Source organism: Sphingobacterium griseoflavum (assembly GCF_014653155.1).
GTDB lineage: Bacteria > Bacteroidota > Bacteroidia > Sphingobacteriales > Sphingobacteriaceae > Sphingobacterium > Sphingobacterium griseoflavum.
The window spans coordinates 27,254-45,874 of record NZ_BNAF01000017.1 but is presented as its reverse complement, the minus strand read 5'-3'; the positions used below and the strand labels follow the sequence as shown (position 1 = coordinate 45,874).

The 18,621-nt window shown below is 46.9% G+C and carries 9 protein-coding genes; all 9 read right to left on the bottom strand.

Translation table 11 applies throughout. From position 1 onward, the window contains the following. Positions 1–98: 98 nt before the first annotated feature. The 9 genes from IE165_RS17455 to IE165_RS17415 all read right to left on the bottom strand — a co-directional run bounded on the left by IE165_RS17455 (position 99) and on the right by IE165_RS17415 (position 18,621). The gene (locus IE165_RS17455) at positions 99–1,226 is read right to left on the bottom strand and encodes a glycoside hydrolase family 88/105 protein (RefSeq protein WP_189627938.1); all 1,128 of its coding nucleotides are present in this window, start codon (positions 1,224–1,226) and stop codon (positions 99–101) included. Between the two features lie 4 nt (positions 1,227–1,230). Further along, entirely contained in the window at positions 1,231–3,378 is a 2,148-nt protein-coding gene (locus IE165_RS17450; protein WP_189627937.1) for a hypothetical protein, read from the bottom strand. Between the two features lie 24 nt (positions 3,379–3,402). After that, positions 3,403–7,017: a DUF4450 domain-containing protein gene (locus tag IE165_RS17445; RefSeq protein ID WP_189627936.1), complete on the bottom strand. Its 3,615-nt coding sequence runs from the start codon at positions 7,015–7,017 to the stop codon at positions 3,403–3,405. Next, the gene (locus IE165_RS17440; RefSeq protein WP_229826631.1) at positions 7,017–8,420 is read right to left on the bottom strand and encodes a glycoside hydrolase family 28 protein; all 1,404 of its coding nucleotides are present in this window, start codon (positions 8,418–8,420) and stop codon (positions 7,017–7,019) included. Before IE165_RS17440 ends, IE165_RS17445 begins: the two co-directional genes overlap by 1 nt. Positions 8,421–8,437: 17 nt before the next feature. Then, positions 8,438–9,544 (bottom strand): glycoside hydrolase family protein, encoded by a 1,107-nt coding sequence (locus IE165_RS17435; protein WP_189627935.1) that lies wholly within the window; start codon positions 9,542–9,544, stop codon positions 8,438–8,440. Positions 9,545–9,780: 236 nt separating this feature from the next. Continuing rightward, the gene (locus tag IE165_RS17430; protein ID WP_189627934.1) at positions 9,781–10,812 is read right to left on the bottom strand and encodes a GntR family transcriptional regulator; all 1,032 of its coding nucleotides are present in this window, start codon (positions 10,810–10,812) and stop codon (positions 9,781–9,783) included. Positions 10,813–10,971: 159 nt separating this feature from the next. Then, positions 10,972–12,480: a RagB/SusD family nutrient uptake outer membrane protein gene (locus IE165_RS17425; RefSeq protein ID WP_189627933.1), complete on the bottom strand. Its 1,509-nt coding sequence runs from the start codon at positions 12,478–12,480 to the stop codon at positions 10,972–10,974. A 4-nt stretch (positions 12,481–12,484) separates the two neighbouring features. After that, positions 12,485–15,664, bottom strand: coding sequence for a SusC/RagA family TonB-linked outer membrane protein (locus IE165_RS17420; RefSeq protein ID WP_189627932.1), 3,180 nt, complete (start codon positions 15,662–15,664; stop codon positions 12,485–12,487). Between the two features lie 218 nt (positions 15,665–15,882). Continuing rightward, the gene (locus tag IE165_RS17415) at positions 15,883–18,621 is read right to left on the bottom strand and encodes a glycosyl hydrolase (protein WP_189627931.1); all 2,739 of its coding nucleotides are present in this window, start codon (positions 18,619–18,621) and stop codon (positions 15,883–15,885) included.

Sequence of the window (18,621 nt, the reverse complement as noted above, 5' to 3'; positions counted from 1 at the left end):
TGGTATTATAATTAGCGGAACAAACGTTCCGCCTTGTTAGCATACATCCATAGGTCTAGATCGTAGCGATCCAATTTTTCGGTTCGTGGAGGGAAAGTTTATTTTAGCATTTTATACACCTCTGTTCCCGCAAGCAGCACACAACCCAAGCCATAATCCTCGAAGTCGGGCATCTTCTCGGCCGTTACCGGCTGGCCATCTTTGGGTTCTTTCCCAGTGGATTGCACATAACTTAAAAAGCCTGACGGCTGTATAGTCTCGTTGGCTAACGCCGCCCAACCTTTCTCTACGCTTGGTAAAAACGCTTCTTTATCGAGCATCCCGTTATTGACCCCCCAAGCCATTCCATACACGAATAGTGCTGTTCCCGAAGCTTCCTTTCCCGCGTAGTGCTGGGCATCATGCAAGCTGACGTTCCAAAAGCCGTCCTCCCGTTGGAGCGGCCGTACCGCTGTCGCCAAACGCTTAAAATCTTGCAGGTATTCGCTGTGGTGTGGATCCGACGTTGGCAGCTCTTGTAGTACCAGCGCTAATGCGGCCAGTACCCAACCGTTTCCGCGCGACCAGTAGCAATCCTCGCCATTGGGTTCTTTGTAGGGCGGAATAAAATCTTTATCGCGCCACCACAGCCGGTCTTCCGGATTGTATAGGCCATGCCCTCCTTCAACATATTTGATGTGCTGATACATCTTGTACATATGGTCAAAGTAGGTCGTATCCTTAAAGGTTACGCCGAGCTTGACGAATATCGGCATGGCCATCTGGATAGCATCTATCCAAGTCCAATCATGAATATGGCCACTACGGATCAATGAATCGATATTCATTTTTATCGCCGCTATACGTTCGGGTTGCGGATCGATACGGTATAGATCGATATATGTCATCCCGCAGTTCTGATTGTCCGCATGCCGGGTATACACTTCGCCGCGAACGGGTTTCCAAGCATGCTTTTCACCCCATTCTACAGCATAGTCATAATATTTCTTTTGTTTATCAATCGTGTAAAAAGCCAAGAGACCTTCATAATAAACACCCCGTGTCCAGATGTTGGCAGGGCGTTCCTTGTTCGTCACAATGCGTTTGGCCGGATCGGGCCATTTTTTCATAAAGTAGTCATTCGCGGTACGCAATTGATGCAACACCTCGGCTTTCGTTGTAAGGTGTTGCGCTTGCAGCGTATGCAGCATCACAACGGCACAAATAAATACAGCTATTGTTTTCATCGGGTTAAGGCATTTTTTTGAATCCTTCTTTTTTTATTTTCCAACTTCCATCCTTTGGAAATCCGGGAAGTTCCCCTGTCGATGCATCCCATCCTTCCAGCATCATCGCTACAGCGGTGAGGAGTCCGCCATTGCCGGGCAGATAGATGCGTAACCTCCCATCTTGGTAATTATGTCCATTTTTCAGGTATGTATTTGTTTGAATATCCATAAAAAGGGCATCCAAGGCTTTTTCAGGCATGTTTAACCGTGCTGCATTCATGGCCGTCATAGGAAAATCCCATCCCCAGGTATCTTTCCATGACCATTTTGCCCAAACCGTATCCCAAGTATTTTTCATGATGGCTTTGTCTAGCTTTGGCGACTCCGGCACCATACCGAGGGCACCCAAAACCGACGGGTGATCCGTCATCCACTTGGGAAACGTATACGAATCGGTGGCTGTCTCGGTAGCCAAATAGACATCTCCCTGCACCGGCAGGGGCGCCAATTTATCGATCACATCCTTCCATTTCTGGACAGGAGGTTCGCCGAGTCGTTCTTTCCATGTCTGTGCAATCCGCAAGGCCCAATCCCAATAGGCGACCTCATAGGTAGGGTTTCTTGTCTCCGCAGCTTTAAACACCTCTTGCGCTGGGATGACGCCTAGGCCTAGGTTATAGCGATCTTTTTCTTTATCGTAATATGCATAGTCGGCCATAAAATCAGCTGTTGCAAAAACCAAATCCTTATACTTGTGCAACAAAGCAGTATCCGCTTTGTCTCGATAAGCTAATTCGGTCATATAAATAATGTGTGGCTGCTGCCATATCAAAAATGCAGCGACAGAAGAAGGGCTTTCGTTGCCTTCATTATCCGACATCTTGATCCATCGAACGCCTTTGTATCCTTGGCGCTCGGCCAATAGCTTTGCTTTTTCGAAGGTTTTGAAATAATAGCCTAGGGTTTCCTCCATAATTGCTGGACGCCCCCAAAGTGCATAATGTACACCATGCCACCAATGCATTTCGGTGTGGGGCTTTCCATACCAACTGTTGAACGTGAGCCCAGTTTCTTGCGGCGGGCTGCTACCCCCGCACTGCACTTTAGTTAAATATTGCGATAACACCACACGGCGCTCCAGCTCGTGTGCGCGCGGATCCGTACTGCCTGCAAAGTCTACCGCCGCACCGCTTTCCCAATATGCCTTCCAAGCATCGCTACTTTCCTTTTCGGTATGTTCGAAACCGAGCTTACCTTCATCAAATTCGTTCTTTGCCGCAAAGGAAAATGCCACTTCAAACGTATTCGAACGAGGTGAAGGGGTCAACACAAAATGGTGTTTCTTTCGTTCGGCAAATTGCCCGTCAGAAAACTGCAAGCGTGTAAAATAGTTCGTTCCTGGCAGACGATGTTCCAGCACTGCCGTGGTATTATTTTGCACCAACATTGTGGAGGTATGTTGCGCGTCCTCGTCGTAGTTAGTTGCTTCGTCTAAAAACTCGCCGGTGGGGAAAGGATAACGGACAAATACTTGTAAACGCCCCGCAGTGACTAAGGGCGAAGACACCTTTACAGCAACTTGGTCGCTGGTCTGCGCGGCAGCTGTCCATACCTCCACGGGCTCACCTTCCACCTGAAACATACTGTGTATCAAACCCGACCAAAGATCAATGGTTTGCTTGATTTCCTTGATATCCTGTACGCCGGCTGTTGCGCCATTTTCGAGCTGAATCTCCAAGCCAACGTTCCCTAACTGCAGGCGATGTGGATTAATCCGATAATATGCTGTCGCATCCCGACGCCTCCCCGGTTCCTTATGCTGAATGCTATATTTCGCGTCGCGACCCTCCTGATTGAAATCGTAAGACTTTAGTGTTTCTTCAAAGCCAAATTTTCCTGTATTCGGAAAATTATTCCAGCCCCACTCGGATTGCGTACCCAAAGAAACCCCTTTTTTATAGTATGTCGGAAAAGATTGCATGCCCGTAGCATCTACCGTATACGCAAAAGCACCATTGCCTACTGTCAGGGAAGCTAAGGTGTCCATACTATTGTTGACCACATTGTGCCGCTGTACCACGGCTTTCCGATCTATTTTGCCTGACTGCTGCGCCCCACAGGAGGCAAAAAGCAGCCAAACTATTCCAAAGATGATATTCTTTTGCATCATATTTTTTAGACGTTCGTTTTCAATCTATTTGTTTATGGGTTGCTGCCCATTAGCTTTCAGCAGTGTTGCGGCCATAATGCCGATCACCACGTCATTGGCTTCGCTTACCAAGCTTAGTGATTTAAGTTCCTTCGATGGGTCCAGTGGCAAGTCTAAAATAGTAGCTGACCCTCCATCCACCGCACGCGATGTGTAGCCTTTTATGTCATCATACCGACTTAGGCTTCCCCCTCGATACAATTCCCCTGTTTTGAGTTTCACCCGATAGGGGATTTGGTCATCGGGCAAATCAAAGGCATATTGATCATTGAAATAATCCTGCTCGATCGGCCACCAATTGGATGGATTGTGAAGCTCCAGGATCGATTCGTGTCCATCCTTATACTGTACGCGAATTTTCCCATTGACGATTTGCGACTGCATCGGATTCGTAGAACCTGCCATTAGTACGTAAAGCTTCGCTGCCCTGCCCGATAGCGGGATATCCAGCTGTGTCGGGTAATTGTCCCATTGACTTGCAAAAATGATATTGTGCTGTGCTCCCTTAATCAGAAAAGGAATACCTAGATAAGTTGCGACTTCGTCTTTCCGCGCGTCCATCAATCCTTGGTCATCAATTTGGGCCATTGTTAACGGGTAGCACCAGTTACCTATCCCTTGCCAAGGCAGTTGCAAGGTAGGCCCTACAGGACGCGGCGATAGGTAGTGTTGCTGGAAAATTTGGTTTACACGCGCGTTGTAAAACCCAGAAAGATCCTGTTGAATATAATGCTGCTGATGAGGCAGTTCCCAAATAGTAGTGGAGATTTTCCATTTGATCTCCCCCACGCTAAGGGCAAAATCGTTGGTTCCCTTGCTTAGCATATCGGCTGGGATTTCCAAAAGACCTTCCCCGCCGGGAGGCAATGCTATTTCCCGCTGGAAGGTAGGTGCAGTAAGTAAGACGTTGCAGGCCGCCACTCCGTTGTTTTTCAAGTGCAGTTGTTGCTTTTTGTCCGTTGTTAAAAAATGATGCTGTACAGGCGCTACCAGCGAGATATCGACGGCCCGCCAAAAGCTCATCTGCCCGGCCTTGATGTGCACGAAGAAAGTACCTTTCCTACATTCAGGTTGCATTTGAAATCGATTGCCCCTGTGCGCACGCACTAGTTGCTGCGGATCGTGGATCTCGCCCATATGCTCTCCCTCGCCCAATGGCAATATAAAACCCTCATGGTAAGGGTGCTCGAAAACCACTGTTTCTGCAGGATCCAATGTACCTTCTCCATCAATATCGACCTGAAAATTATATGATGCCGCTGTTTCAAAAAGGATGACAGGGCCATTTACAGCAGTAGACTTTAGCTTCCATAGCACATCTTCGCCATTGACCGTCACCGATTTAACATGTTTAAAGCTGATGGGAAGCTCCATCTTAAGTTTCAACTTTTGTTTAAATTGGGTCCGTATATCGAAGTGCATTCCACGATCTGTCTTCCGATACTTATATTGCCATTGTGGCAAATCGATCTCCGCAAAATTCCAAGAACGCGGAAAACCTGGCCTAACATGTATCTCTTGTTGCATTAAACGTGGTACAACACCAAATAGTCCTTCCACCAGCGTTCGGGATGCTACGCCAATCGGATCCGCAAAATCGCGGTATAGTTCTCCTCGAAAAGCGTCGTAATGTGATAATTGCTGGAAATTCCCCGGACTGACTCCATGGTACATACTCTCGATCAGATTACTTTTCCATAGCAGGTAGGCATCTTCTTGGCGTCCCGATTGCCAAAATGCCAGTGCTGCTTGCAAATTTTCAGCCAGGGCCACATTATTTATCGACCAGGTATAAGGTTGCCAACGGCTGGTTGCCAAGGTATATAAATGAGATTCAGTTTGTTCTTTAACCTGTATGGGGATATGCGGCAAATGGTTATGGATGTATTGCGTGTTTTGGTAACTTTCAAAATCGTCTAACAGAAAGGCGTCTGCGATATGGTAAATCGTCCAAAGCCCCGGACTGTCATGTCGCAATCTATTGCCCAACAGATCCTCAAACTCTGCAAAATGACCTTTATCTGCTATCCACAATCTTGTTTTCAATGCTTTTGCAATCTTGTCGGCTTCTGCGGTAAAGGGCTGGGCATCGATGCCTAAGATACCAGCTAATGCAGCCGCCGCGCGATTCGCTCGATAATTGTAAGCGCTGCTGTGCGCGACTCCTCCTCCGGAATACTGTAAACCATCACTGGCCCAAATCGCACAGTATGCATCATAAAGCCCATCATTGTTGGTATCGAAATTTCTTTTTTCCCACGCCAAATGCCTAAGGATACTGGGCCAAGCCTCCTTTAAATAGGCTTTGTCGCCGGTGTGATCAAAATGGGAAAACAACTGATCGAAGAACACCAGATTCATGTCATAGTGGTGGGGCACCCGATTATTATTTGGATTTCGGGATACATATCCGCTGCTAAATACCGAGGTTCCCATTTCCTCTATGTGCCGCGCTAGATGCAATGTGGTATCCATAACCACCGGGCCGGTGGCTGGCTCCAATACTTGCGACCGCAGGTAGGCGGAAAAATGCTCCCTGGCGCGATCGTGCCATCCTAATGCATCCGCGGAGTAAGCTCCTCGCCAAGCATTGAGGCGCATCCGCCATGCCACAGCGCCATGCAAATAACTGGGACTTTCCCAAATAGCGTCTGCTGCAAGTGCAAGGGTTTCTCCGACATTGTTGATATGTGCATCCGGTGTGCGCAGTTTTATACGGTTGGCCAAGGCCCGCCGGGCATGATCAGCCTCCTTAAACAAGACAGCCAATTCGTCGTTCGTCGCGCGGCTTCCTTGGCCTCGCCCCTTTGCCACTTGGATATATACTGGCTCGGAAAACGCTTCGTATTTTGCACAGATTATCGGGCTAGCGGCCGGTTTATGCCGTTCTAGATCATGAAGCTGTTCCAGCACCTCCGCATCCGTTAATACCACATTGACAGCACCACCGAAATCGCCATGCACAAACTGCTCTTCATTTCGCTTGCCGGTATAACGCAAGGAGAACCCCGTCTTCTTTACATCGAAAATATTGCCTGTTGCATATGCTGGCAAAAGATAGAAATTGGATTCCGGGTCGGCACCGATATCACCATTCCGACTAAAAGTTTTACCACTCGCACCACCGTATATACTATACAAAAGCGTTTTAGGATCTACACGATCACCGGACATCTCCAATACCAGACCCTCTGCGGCATATTGGGCCAGCAACGTTAAATTCAGCGATCCCCCGCCAAGAAGTTCGTCGTGAATACGATACGTCATCTTACCTGCTCGATAACGTGTCTCTATACGATCGGCATCGATTAGCTTTTTGTAGCGACCATTTCGAGCAATCACAAACTGTAGATTGCCTCCCATGCCCGGGAGATAAAGCGCAAACTCGGGTAAGTCGCCTGCTTCGACGCGTGATGCGCGATGATCACCATATAATGCCCGATTAAATCGATATCGGCCATCCACCAGCAGGAAATCCCCTTGATCTGCGGTATAATGTAGGTTACGTAGCTGTTTTTCTCCATGCTTGGATTGCGCATGACAGTGTCCCTGTACCAAAGCGCTCCATGCCAGTGCTGCTATCAGTAATTTATATACCATTAATCAAATGATGAAACCGGCTTGCCGTTAATGACCACATTCTTAAGTGTCACCTGCTTCAGGTGATCCACTTTATAGGGTTCTTGAACACCGTCGATCTTACAGTTGATCATGGTGAAATTCGTTACAGGCGATGATTCGTAAGCGCTGGACAGCACGGCATACTTACCGCCGCCTTTCACTTTCAGATTTTCCACCCATATATTGCGGATCGTCGGAATATGCTTACCTGGCTTTTCGTAAAACATATTGAACCTTACTGCCGCCTCTTTATATTGCCCTACTTGGGTATTATAGAAAAATACATTTTCGATGGTGCCTCCTCGGCTAGAGCTTGTTTTTATCCGTAGCGCGCGGTCTAGATTTGGACTGTCCATCACGTTGTTCAACGCATAGATGTTTCTTGCTCCTCCGGCTATCTCACTACCGATTACGACTCCGCCGTGGCCGTCTTTCATCATGCAATTTTCAATAATGTGGTTTTCCGCCGGACGGCCAATATTACGGCCATCCTCGTCTCGCCCTGATTTGATTGCTATGCAATCGTCTCCTGTATCAAAATAACAATCTCTGATCCATACATTTTTGCAAGCTTCTGGGTCACACCCATCATTATTAGGTCCATGGCTAACAATCTTAACACGCTCAATCAGCACATTCTCGCATAACACCGGATTAAGGTTCCACATCGGCGAGTTGACCATTTTCACATCGGCAATCCACACATTTTTGCATTGATAAGGCTGTACAAAGTTCGGGCGCAGGAAATGTCCGTCACCGTAGATTCTTTTCCGGGGGTTTATCTCTTCGGCCATCTGTTGGTGCAAGATCGCCCGAGCAGGCTTTTGCTCGCCCGGTCTATTTTCATTCCAACCATACTTGCGTGCACCACACCAATACCACCAATGGTCGTTATCAGCATTGCCATCCAAAAGGCCCTTTCCCGTAATAGCAATATTTTCTTCTCCATAGGCATAGATGAAAGGAGAGAAATTCATACATTCCATACCCTCCCAACGCGTGAAGACCATGGGATAGTCTGAACTATCGCGACTAAACAAAATGGTGGCACCTTCCTGAACGTATAAATTCACGTTACTTTTTAAATAGATTGCTCCTGTCAAAAAGATGCCTTTTGGTACGACTACGCGTCCGCCGCCTTCTTTATTACATTGCTCGATAGCCTTCCGGAAGGCTTCCGTATTCTTCGTTATTCCGTCTCCCTTTGCGCCAAAGTTGGTTACAGCATAGTCTTTTTTGCGGAATTTCGGTGCAACGACCTGTTTCTTAAGGTCTTTTACCGCTGCAAGTGGCTGCTCTGCGGTGGTCCATTTGGTCTCCTGCGCCATGGAATAAGTTATGGTCAAACATAGGAGGATGCTTCCAATCAGTTTCTTCATCATTGGTGTTTATAAAAAAATCAAAGTTTATACGATACAATCTCAAAAACAAATGTTGTGGCGCTATCATCATCCCCACCTTGTGTGGCGCCAAACAAAAACTTGGGCTTCTCCGTTACAGGATCCAACAGCAACATGGGGCGTTCTAAGCGACCAAAACGCTTCAAGTGAGCGGCCGGCGTTCGTTCCTTCACATAAGCCGTCATCGCTCGGTACGCAACCCGAGGAGACGACCAGTTAAGACCATCCTTTGACGATAGTAGCAAACCAAATTCGTGATTAAAAAAGCCCATATCGCGCGCGATTAGGTGATAAGCTCCTCGCTCTTGCCAAACGTAGGCATCTTCCAGTTGCGCGTTGTTGGGGCTATCAGAAAAGTCGAGGATAGGATGTCGCGACACGCGTTCGTAGGGTCCAGCGGGATGATCGGCTTTTGCCAGCCCATATTTTCGATTGCCACGAATGGCTCCTTTCGCATGCTGGTATTCAGCGGTGTTCCATGATTTGTAGAACAACCAATACTTCCCATCACCGCCTTTTACAAAAGCAGGGTTGGTGGTGCAATGATCGTCCCAAGCACCGGGTTCTCCCGGCAACAGGCAGGGTTCATCCATACGCTCCCAAGGTCCGTCGATATGCTTAGCCGTAGCGATGCCGATGCGTTTCGTATCAGTTTTACCATTTGAATTACCCATATAGAATAGGTAGTAGGTGTCATCCACCTTTTTGATCAGTGGATTGTGGCAGGTAGTGCTGTCCCAATATCCTTCACGGGGCGTTAACACCACCGATTGGTGTTGAAAGGTGCCGTAGGGGCTATCGGCTACCGCATGGGCGATTTCCGATCCGTGGATCCAACCACTCATCCCACGTGTCTTTTTCCAACGCGAGTAAAACAAATGCACTTTGCCATCCTCGCCCCAAATCGGTGAAGAGCACCAGATATAGTAATCCTTCAGCGCCAATGATCGGCCAATAGGCTTTAATGTAAAGGCCGGCACCGGTGGATTTCCAGCCTCTTTACCTAACAACGGCTGCATAAAAAGCACGCTCGACAGCAGCATCCCCGACTGGATAAAGCGTCTTCTCGAAAAAGGACATATATCGTTCCCTGTTTTACGATTCATGGTTTACTATTTTACAGTCAGCATTATAGGTTTACGGCAACAAGATATCAAAAACAGGCACCAAAGGTATCCTGCGCTGTCCTGAAACGCACATAATTTGTGGAGAAAAGCAGCTTATTCAACGTGTTGGCGACCAACCTAACAGCTTTTTTACAATTTGCTGGCTGTGGCTCTTTGGGTTCCAAACGATTTGGTACGCAAGAAAAATATCGGGACTTGAAAAGTTTTAGGAAGAATTAAATAGAAGGCCGAATATTGATGTAAAAGGGTACTTCAAGCTGCTTCGTTTCTTTTGCTTTGATGATTTGAGCGGCATATCTGCCCATGAGCTCAAAATCTGTAGAAATAGTGGTAATACCTTTCAAAATAAATTTCTTCAACGGTGTTTCATTGTAGGAGATAATGCCTACATCGCGGCCCACCTGGAAATTTTTGGCGATGCATTTCTCGAGAAGCAGGACTAAATCATGCTCCGCGAGGTTGATGTAACATTCCCCCTTTTTTAGCGACTCCTTCACCAGATTTCCCACCAATATATGATCAAATGCATATTGCTGGCAAAATTTATAAAAACCCTTAATAATCGCTTTGGGATAATCGCTGTTGTCAGGGAATACTAACTTCAGCGTCCGGTATTTTGACAAAGGGTCTAAGGCTTTTTCCAGCGCCTCATAGATGTCCTTTTCGTAATTTTCATACACCGCATCAAAATCGCCTTCTACGCCCTCCACCATCTTGCCGAGCAGCATCAACTTATCATTGGGAATCAGCGACAGCACCTCTGGTGCTTGATCACGTCCTTCTTTAAAATGTGGAAAAATAACGTATCGATCGTATTGTTTTGTTAAATTCAACAACAGCGTGCGCAGATGGGAGATATCGCTATTGTAAACAAAGAGATCCACGGAAGCTTCCAGACCGAGTTCGCGGGCAAAAGCGTCGTACACGATTTTTTTATGGGCACTCAACTTATTGAGGAAAAGGGCTATCTTTTGTTTGTTAACCACGTCAGACTTTGCTACAAAATAACCTTTACCCGGCGTGGAAGAGATGATATCCAAACTTTTTAAATGCTTATAGCCCTTCTCGACCGTATCACGCGAAATATCCAAATGCACACTGAGCTCATTTATCGACGGTAAAATATCTCCCTGCCTCAAATGGCTGTTCTTCACGCCATCAATCACAGCATCGGCCAACTGCAGATATTTCGGTGTCGAAGAAAAGTCACTGATCTGGATACTCTTAATGAATTCTTGGTTGTTCATGGCTGCGTCATCTACGTGATGTGTTAAAGAAACGGTTTTTTGAATAGAAATACAATTTTTGTCGTTCTGTAATTTCTTCGGGACGCCGCTTAATTTAGAAACAACACCGTACAAAGATAGGTGGCCATGCCCGTACGGTGTTGTCGATCAAACCGCTTACTAATATCCTTTATTTTGTTCGTAGAGCCCGGGGCTTTTGTTCAATTCCGACTGCGGAACAGGATAAAGAACATAATCTACCACAAAGTCTTCCATCTGTCCACCAGTATCCTCTTTCTGTATCCAGTTTTTCAGGGTGTTTTCCACTATACCTGACCGGATCAGATCAAACCATCGCGTTCCCTCGCCAATAAACTCGCGGCGACGTTCTTCCAGCAATTGCATTTTTGTAACGCCGGACAATGGTTCGGTATAGCCCGCACGGCTACGAACGGCATTGACCACCGCATCCACTTCCGTTGCCGCATCGCCTGGCGCCCCATTTAGTATACACTCCGCTTTCAACAGTAGGAGATCCGTATACCGAAATACAATAAAGTTAATCGGCCAATCCAGTCGGCTTGTGGTTGGTACCTTGGTGATATCCACGAACTTCCTGATGAATGGGCGATTCTCTACGACCGGACCGTTGGCGTAGCTGCTTTGAATGGCAAACGACTTACGCACATCAGCGCTGGCATACTTATGTACCAAGTCCTCGGAAACCGGGCGAATAGTGAGCCCGCCTTGAGCGGAGAATCCGAGCGATTGAAAATACGTATCTGGAACGAGCACCCACGGAAACGTAGCGCCTACAATCGGGTTCCCTCCACTTGCATACTCAATATTAAAGATCACTTCACTATTTCGCTCGTTAGCATAATCAAAGATAGCCGCGTAGCTTGTTAAGCTACCAAACTCATTGCTGGCTATAATATCATTGAATTGACTTACCGCTTTTGACCATTCGTTGCTATTTTGGCCGATCCCATCTACATTTAAGGTAGGTCCTGACTTACTCATATACAGTAAACCTAACAGCATTTTTGCTGCATAGGTATTCACACGACCGCGCTCTGCCGGAAGATAGGCACTTGGCTTTGGCAGATTGTCGATGGCAAATTGGAGATCCTGTTCGATAAAATTACAAATTTCTGCCACGGGACTGCGCCCGATGGTTTTGGCTTCCGCATCGGACACCACCCGATCAATAAGTGGTACCTGTCCAAAATAACGGACGAGGTCAAAATAGAAGAATGCCCTTAGGAAGCGCGCCTCCGCCTCCATCCTGCGTCGAAGCACGGCATCCGTCACCACATTTTCCCCTTTTGTCGCGAGCTGCTCTAGATAATTGTTGGCACGAAAGACGCCGATATAATTGCCCTGCCACGCTTCCACCACATATGGGTTGGCGTCGATGTTTCTGTGGAAGCTGTTGATGCCTTCCCAATCGCGAACCCCTCCATCGGAAACCGCGTATAGATTGTCTGAACGTGTTTCTGACAGGTTAAGCAGGCGGTCTGGATAAGTACGTGCCGCACTGTAAATGGCTGTAAGACCTTGGTTAAAATCGTTTACCGTCTGAAAATAGGTTTCTGAAGTTCCTTGGGATAGAGGTTGCTGTCCCAAATCCATGTCACAGGAAGTCAGCAATACGCAACAAAATGCTGTATAAAGTATCTTTCTCATTGTCTTAGAATGTCAAGTTAATACCAAAAGTGATTGTTTTCGGAAGAGCGAGTCCACCATAATCTCCTGCCTCGGGATAGCTACTGCTTCCGCTAAGGTTTGTGTTCGCCGCCTCAGGGTTAACGCCGCCATCATATTTGTCCTGTCCGAAAAAGTTTTCCAAGGTCACATAGAGCCGTCCATTATGCAGTTTTGCGTTACCTCCAAGTCGCAAATTTTGGAAATTATAGCCGAAAGTCACATTACGCAAGCGCCAATAATCGGAAGCATATAACCAATCGGTATTTTTTATACGGCCGAATGTGGAATAAGCCTTACCGATTCGGCCATCCCCGGGATCTTCCTCGGAACGCCAACGATCCCGGTAAAAACCGAGTGCATTGTCGGTAGACCCTTGCCCCGTTCTTCCCAATGCGCGCCCTAGCAAGGAATAGATATGCCCACCCTGTTGCCCTTGGAACAATATACTTAGGTCAAAATTCTTATAACGGAAATCATTCGTGATACCCCACACATAATCCGGATTGGGATGCCCAACAATCACCCGGTCATTCGCATCAATTACTCCGTCACCGTTTGCGTCCACATAACGTGGATCTCCCGCGACTTGGTTACCGAACAGAGCCGCACCGCTATTGATGTCCTGCTGGCTTAGTATTCCATCCTGTTGCACGACATAAATCGAATACATTGGTTCGCCTACGCGAAGGATACTGTGCTCGACATCAAAGGAAGACGGAATCAGAATCTGTTGTTGGTTTCCAATCAATTTTGTGATTTTGTTGCTGTTATTACTGAGGTTGAACGAGGTCGACCAAGTGAAATTGGATCCCACAAGATTGCGGGAGGTCAACTCCAAATCCCAGCCGCGGCTCTTGACCTCACCCGCGTTATCCAAATAATTAGAAAATCCAGTGGCAAACATCGCCGGGACATTCAGCAATAGACTGCTGCTGGTGCGTTTATACCAATCAAACGATCCGGAAAGACGTGAATGGAAGATCGCAAAATCTACTCCCAGGTCAAACGTACGAGATTTCTCCCAAGTGAGGTTTGGGTTAATGATGTTGGCGGGGGCTTGGCCGGGCACGACCGCCCCATTAAACGTATAATTGTAAAAATCCAACACCGATATGCCGCTGTAATCACCGATGCTGTTGTTCCCCGACTCCCCGTAGCTTCCCCGAATCTTTAAATCATTCAAGAGGGTGAGCGAATGCAAAAAAGCCTCATCGGATAGGCGCCACCCAGCAGACACCGACGGAAACCAGCCCCATTTGGTATTAGCTCCGAAGCGGGATGAACCATCGCGCCGTAAACTCGCAGAAAACAGGTACTTGTTATCATACGCATATTGCAGACGGCCAAAATAGGAAAGCATCAGGTTTTTACTTGCGTTGGTAGAAGCGACTGTATTGACGGCAGCATTAAGGGTGCGTATAGAACTGTTTGTGTATCCGCCACGAGAACTGATCGACGAGTTATCCAAGCGATCATAATTGTATGCATGTCCCAATAAGGTGCTGATATTGTGCTTTTCTATATTCGCATCATAATGTAAAGTATTCTCGTTAACGATGGTTTGACGACGATAACTATTAGCCGATCCAGAGGTTGCAAGATTCGGGTTATTGATACGGCTTGCCAAGGTCCCGGATACGGTATAAGGCACAAAACTTGCTGCCTGTCGGTCCGTATGGTCGATATTCAAGGTCGTCTTAAACGTCAATCCATCCAAAACTTGGTATTGGCCATACATACTCGCCAGCACCCGCGCGATCTTACTTTCACCGACATAGTTATTCAGCTTCGCAATAGGATCATTGGTAGAGACGCTCCACGGGTATTTTTCGTTTTCAAAGACGTTAACCATACCCACCGGATGATCTTGTACCGGCGACATCGAGTAGATTTGATGCATGATGTTATCCTTACCTTCCACTCCGGGGTCGTTGGCCAAGGAATAGGTAGGTGCCAAATTTAGCCCGAAAGCCAATTTTTTAGTGGGCTTGACATCAACGTTTGCACGCAGCGCATAGTTTTTATAGTCTAAGCCCTGTACAATCCCCTTTTGATCCATGTAGTTCCCGGAAATATAATAGTTTACAAAATCGGTTCCTCCTGATGCGGCCAACTGATAATTTTGCACCAAGCCTTTTCTATAGGCCTCGTCTTGCCAATTCATCAAATAAAGACCGGGATAGCCGGCTTGCAACCAGCGATCATCGTACATAAACGACGGATTGACCGTTCCGGGAGACAAGCCCAAAATAGCCCGTCGCTGTTCGGTTGTTTGGCTTGCCGTACGGTCGCTACCGGACGCTGCCCATTGTGCATTAATCATCTCTATGGCACGGTCGATCCATTCTTCACCGTTTAACATATCCAATTTTTTGTACGCTTCCGACGCACCCAAATAGGTATTGAAGGTCAATTTCGACTGTCCGGTTTTCCCTCGCTTTGTAGTGACAAGTACGACCCCGTTAGCCGCTCTTGATCCATAGATAGCTGCAGAGGAGGCATCTTTCAAGACTTCAATAGATTCGATATCATTAGGGTTAATATTATCAAGTGGATTTCCGGCCGCGTAGTTCCCGGAACCATTGGGCGAGGAAACCGTTAATGGGAATCCATCGATAACGTACAGTGGTTCGCTACCGGCGGTGATTGAACCCGATCCCCGAACCTGCACACTAAGTCCTTTTCCTGGAATACCCGTTGTCTGCTTGACACGCACTCCCGACATCTGTCCCACCAAAGCCTGATCGACACGGATCACCGGCCGTTCCTGTAGCCCCTCAGCGTTAAATTTGGAAATTGGTGCAATGACATTGGAACGCCTTTGCGTGCCATATCCAATTACCACCACTTCTTCCATCAGCTCCTCCTTGCTTTTCAGCGTGATCGTAAGCGGCTTGACGTCGCCGAGTTGGACTTCCTGGCTTTCATATTCGACAGAGGAGAACTGCAATATCTCACCTTTCTGTGCGGATATTTCGAAAGCTCCACGCACATCGGAGGAAACAGACCTATTCGCATCTCCTTTGACGGTTACCGAGACGCCCGCGATAGGTTTCTGCATAGCATCCATTACGTTTCCTTTCCATAATTCTTGTGCAAAAGCTTCGTAGCCAAAGCCGAGTAGAACTGTTAATAGAAAACGAAACAGCATCGTTGTTTTCATAGTCTTAACGTTTTGTATGATGTATAGATTTATCTGGTTATCAGCCACAATGTAGGTAGTTCATCTGTAACAACTGTCCTGCGCCTACATGGATTCCATTAGAAAAGTTACGTATACAGCTACCTTTTTTTCACCGTTTGAACAAAGTCAGGAAAATGGAAAAGCAAAAAATGGCTGTCCTCTGCATGAACAGCCGCGTTTCTTTTTATGGGTGGCAATTAATAAAGGAAGAGCTTCACGGGGCCTTCCAGACCGCTATCCATCATTTGCCAAGAGCTAGCATCGAAGGTTTTGTAGTCGATGTTAACGAAATTTATTTCATGGTAATTGCGCCAAGAAATCTTTCGCTTGTCTAAATCACGAACGCGATTAGCCATTAGGTTGGCGACTTCGATCCGGATCGTATTTCTCCCCTGCTGTAGGACATCTCCAATTTCCAATTGAAATGGATGGGCCCACAGTACACCGACTTCTTTATCGTTCACAAAAACGCGCGCACTTTCACCGACGGTGCCTAAAGTCAGTAGATAAGATTTGTTAAGCTGTTTATCCAATTGGATCGTAGTTTCGTAGTTAGCGATGCCTGAAAACCGACTTGCATCGTCGTCATTCCAAGCCGTCCAAAAAGATAGTTGTTTTAATGTCCGGGGTTTCGGCAATATCGGTCCTCCGTCGACAAACGTTACTTTCCAAGGCTGATTAAAAACGGGAAGCTCCGTCTGTTTATTGATGTACCGGTAAGTAGTTGCAGCGACAGGCTTGTCAGATAGGGCGACGAGCCAAGCATAGCCCGCCGGGATCTGTAGCCGAACGTGGCCTTTTTGGGTGGGCAGCTCAAATATTTTTCCCGTCTGTGGATCTAACAGGGTATAACTTGCAGCCGATGTATTTAAACGAAACAGATCATCAATCATTTTATCACTATGATTTACAAAATAGTAGTATATTTTTTCTTGTCCCACACGCCGACTGAATTGCAGGCCGGAACGCACGATGCGCTCTGCGAAAATCTGTTCCGTTTCCAGCGCGGAGTGCATATCTTTGGTCAAATAGATTTTGCCTTTACCATATGTCGTGTATTGGTTCTCTTCATCTGCCGAGAATTTTAAGGTGGCACGAAGATCACTTAATTGCCGACGACGTTCGACTACCTGATGAAAGCCTGGAACGTCTTGGGGCAGGCCTTGAAATATGACCGTTGCCCCTTCTTTGGCCAGATCGAGCAGCTTCGCGAAAGTTTTTTCCGAAAAATAGTTGCTTTCCGGAACGATCACCGCTTTGTAAGGCCGTGCATTTGCTGCTGTGACCACGCCTTCGTGATGGACGGTCGATTGTTCCAGAATAGCATCCGTCACAAAATCAAAACTATATCCCGCCCGCTGTAGGGCAACACTTTGTTTATAGAATGCTGTGGGATGCAACCATCGGTCGACGTGGTGTACACTAAGTGTTTTAAACGGTCCATCCGTTTCGTGCCATATATCATAGATTGGCCAATAAACCAGCAGCTCATTATCAGCTTGCGTGGATTGCAAGATAGATTGTACACGCGTAATGTATCGGTTCAACCCATCCATATGTGCCCACAAGGGATTATGGCTCGTAAAATTTACGGATGCATAAAATAACCAACCGGGAAAAGCTATATCTTTTGGGGAATAGGTTGTGCCATGATAGAAAACATGGTTCACTCCAGCCAGAAAGAGCTGCTCAACTTCAGGCTTTGTTTGCGACAAGGATGTTCTAAAGTGCTCGGTAAGCCACGTAAATGTTTCCGATGAGGTATATTTTTTCCCATGCGTATGGGTTGCAGAAGAAGCAAATTTAAACATCATCGGATCAGGATCCACATTGCGGATATCTGCGGAGTCTCTCCGTAAATGGGGAATATTGAAAAAGCTGGAACCAAATGTTTCACATTCTGCAATATCTGTACTCGCATACAGGTCGATTAAGTTTCCTGGTGAACCATGCGCCTGATTTCGGGACAGTGCCCCTTGCTGATGCGCGAAATTGGTAAAGGGTAAGAGAAAATTATCGCGCAGTACTGCACTCACAACTTCACGATAATCAGCCTTCACACGTCCCTCCCGATCTTTATCGTTTCCCTTACCAGCAAAATCCAAAAGGCGATCTTCCAATTTATAATTTTTCCGCTTCCTGAATTCCTCCAAAAAACTATCGGTCCAATTTGCGCCATACACTTCATAGCTATCGTTAAAGAAAGAGTGTATAGGGATTTGCCTGCCTTTGAAAGCTTGCGCAAACGAGCCTAGATAGTGATTCACCGATGTTGCGCCTAGATGATCGAGCGTGTAACCTTCTCCGCCTGGAGCGGCGCGCTTCACCTTTTGTTTAGTACGACCGGAAAAAAGCGCAATCACGCATACATCTTCACCAGCAGACCATTGCGCCTTTTTTTTTCCAATGTATCGATCTAAATTCATCTCTTCACCGTTTGATGTAAATGCACGAATTGCTTGCAGTTGAGCAAAAGTCTGCTTGCCGTCCTTTGGTATCAGCGGAAAGTGTAGCTCATCACCGCTTTTCAAACTGATTGTATCCAAGAAGAACTTGGTCGCCGCATCTTTTTCGCTCACCTGCGGTCCTCCGAATGGCCAGCCAGTACCTAGGTTCATATCCACTCCAAGTCCCAACCTGTTCGCTTCACCCACAGTAAATGCCAGCATATCCATCCAATTGCTGGATAGAAAAGGAATATTACGCGATTCGTAACCCTTTGCGCCATAAATGGGCGTCACTTCGACGCCACCGATTCCGACATCATCAAAGCTTTGCAGCTCGCGCGCCAAGTTGGGCTTGTCCACGGCTGATCCCATCCACCACCATCGGGTCCAAGGTTTCATTTCTTTTGTCACGGTGGGCCACCCCTCCTGCGCGAAAGCAGCATGTAGTATGAGGCTGAAATATAGTATGATCAAACATATCTTTGCCAT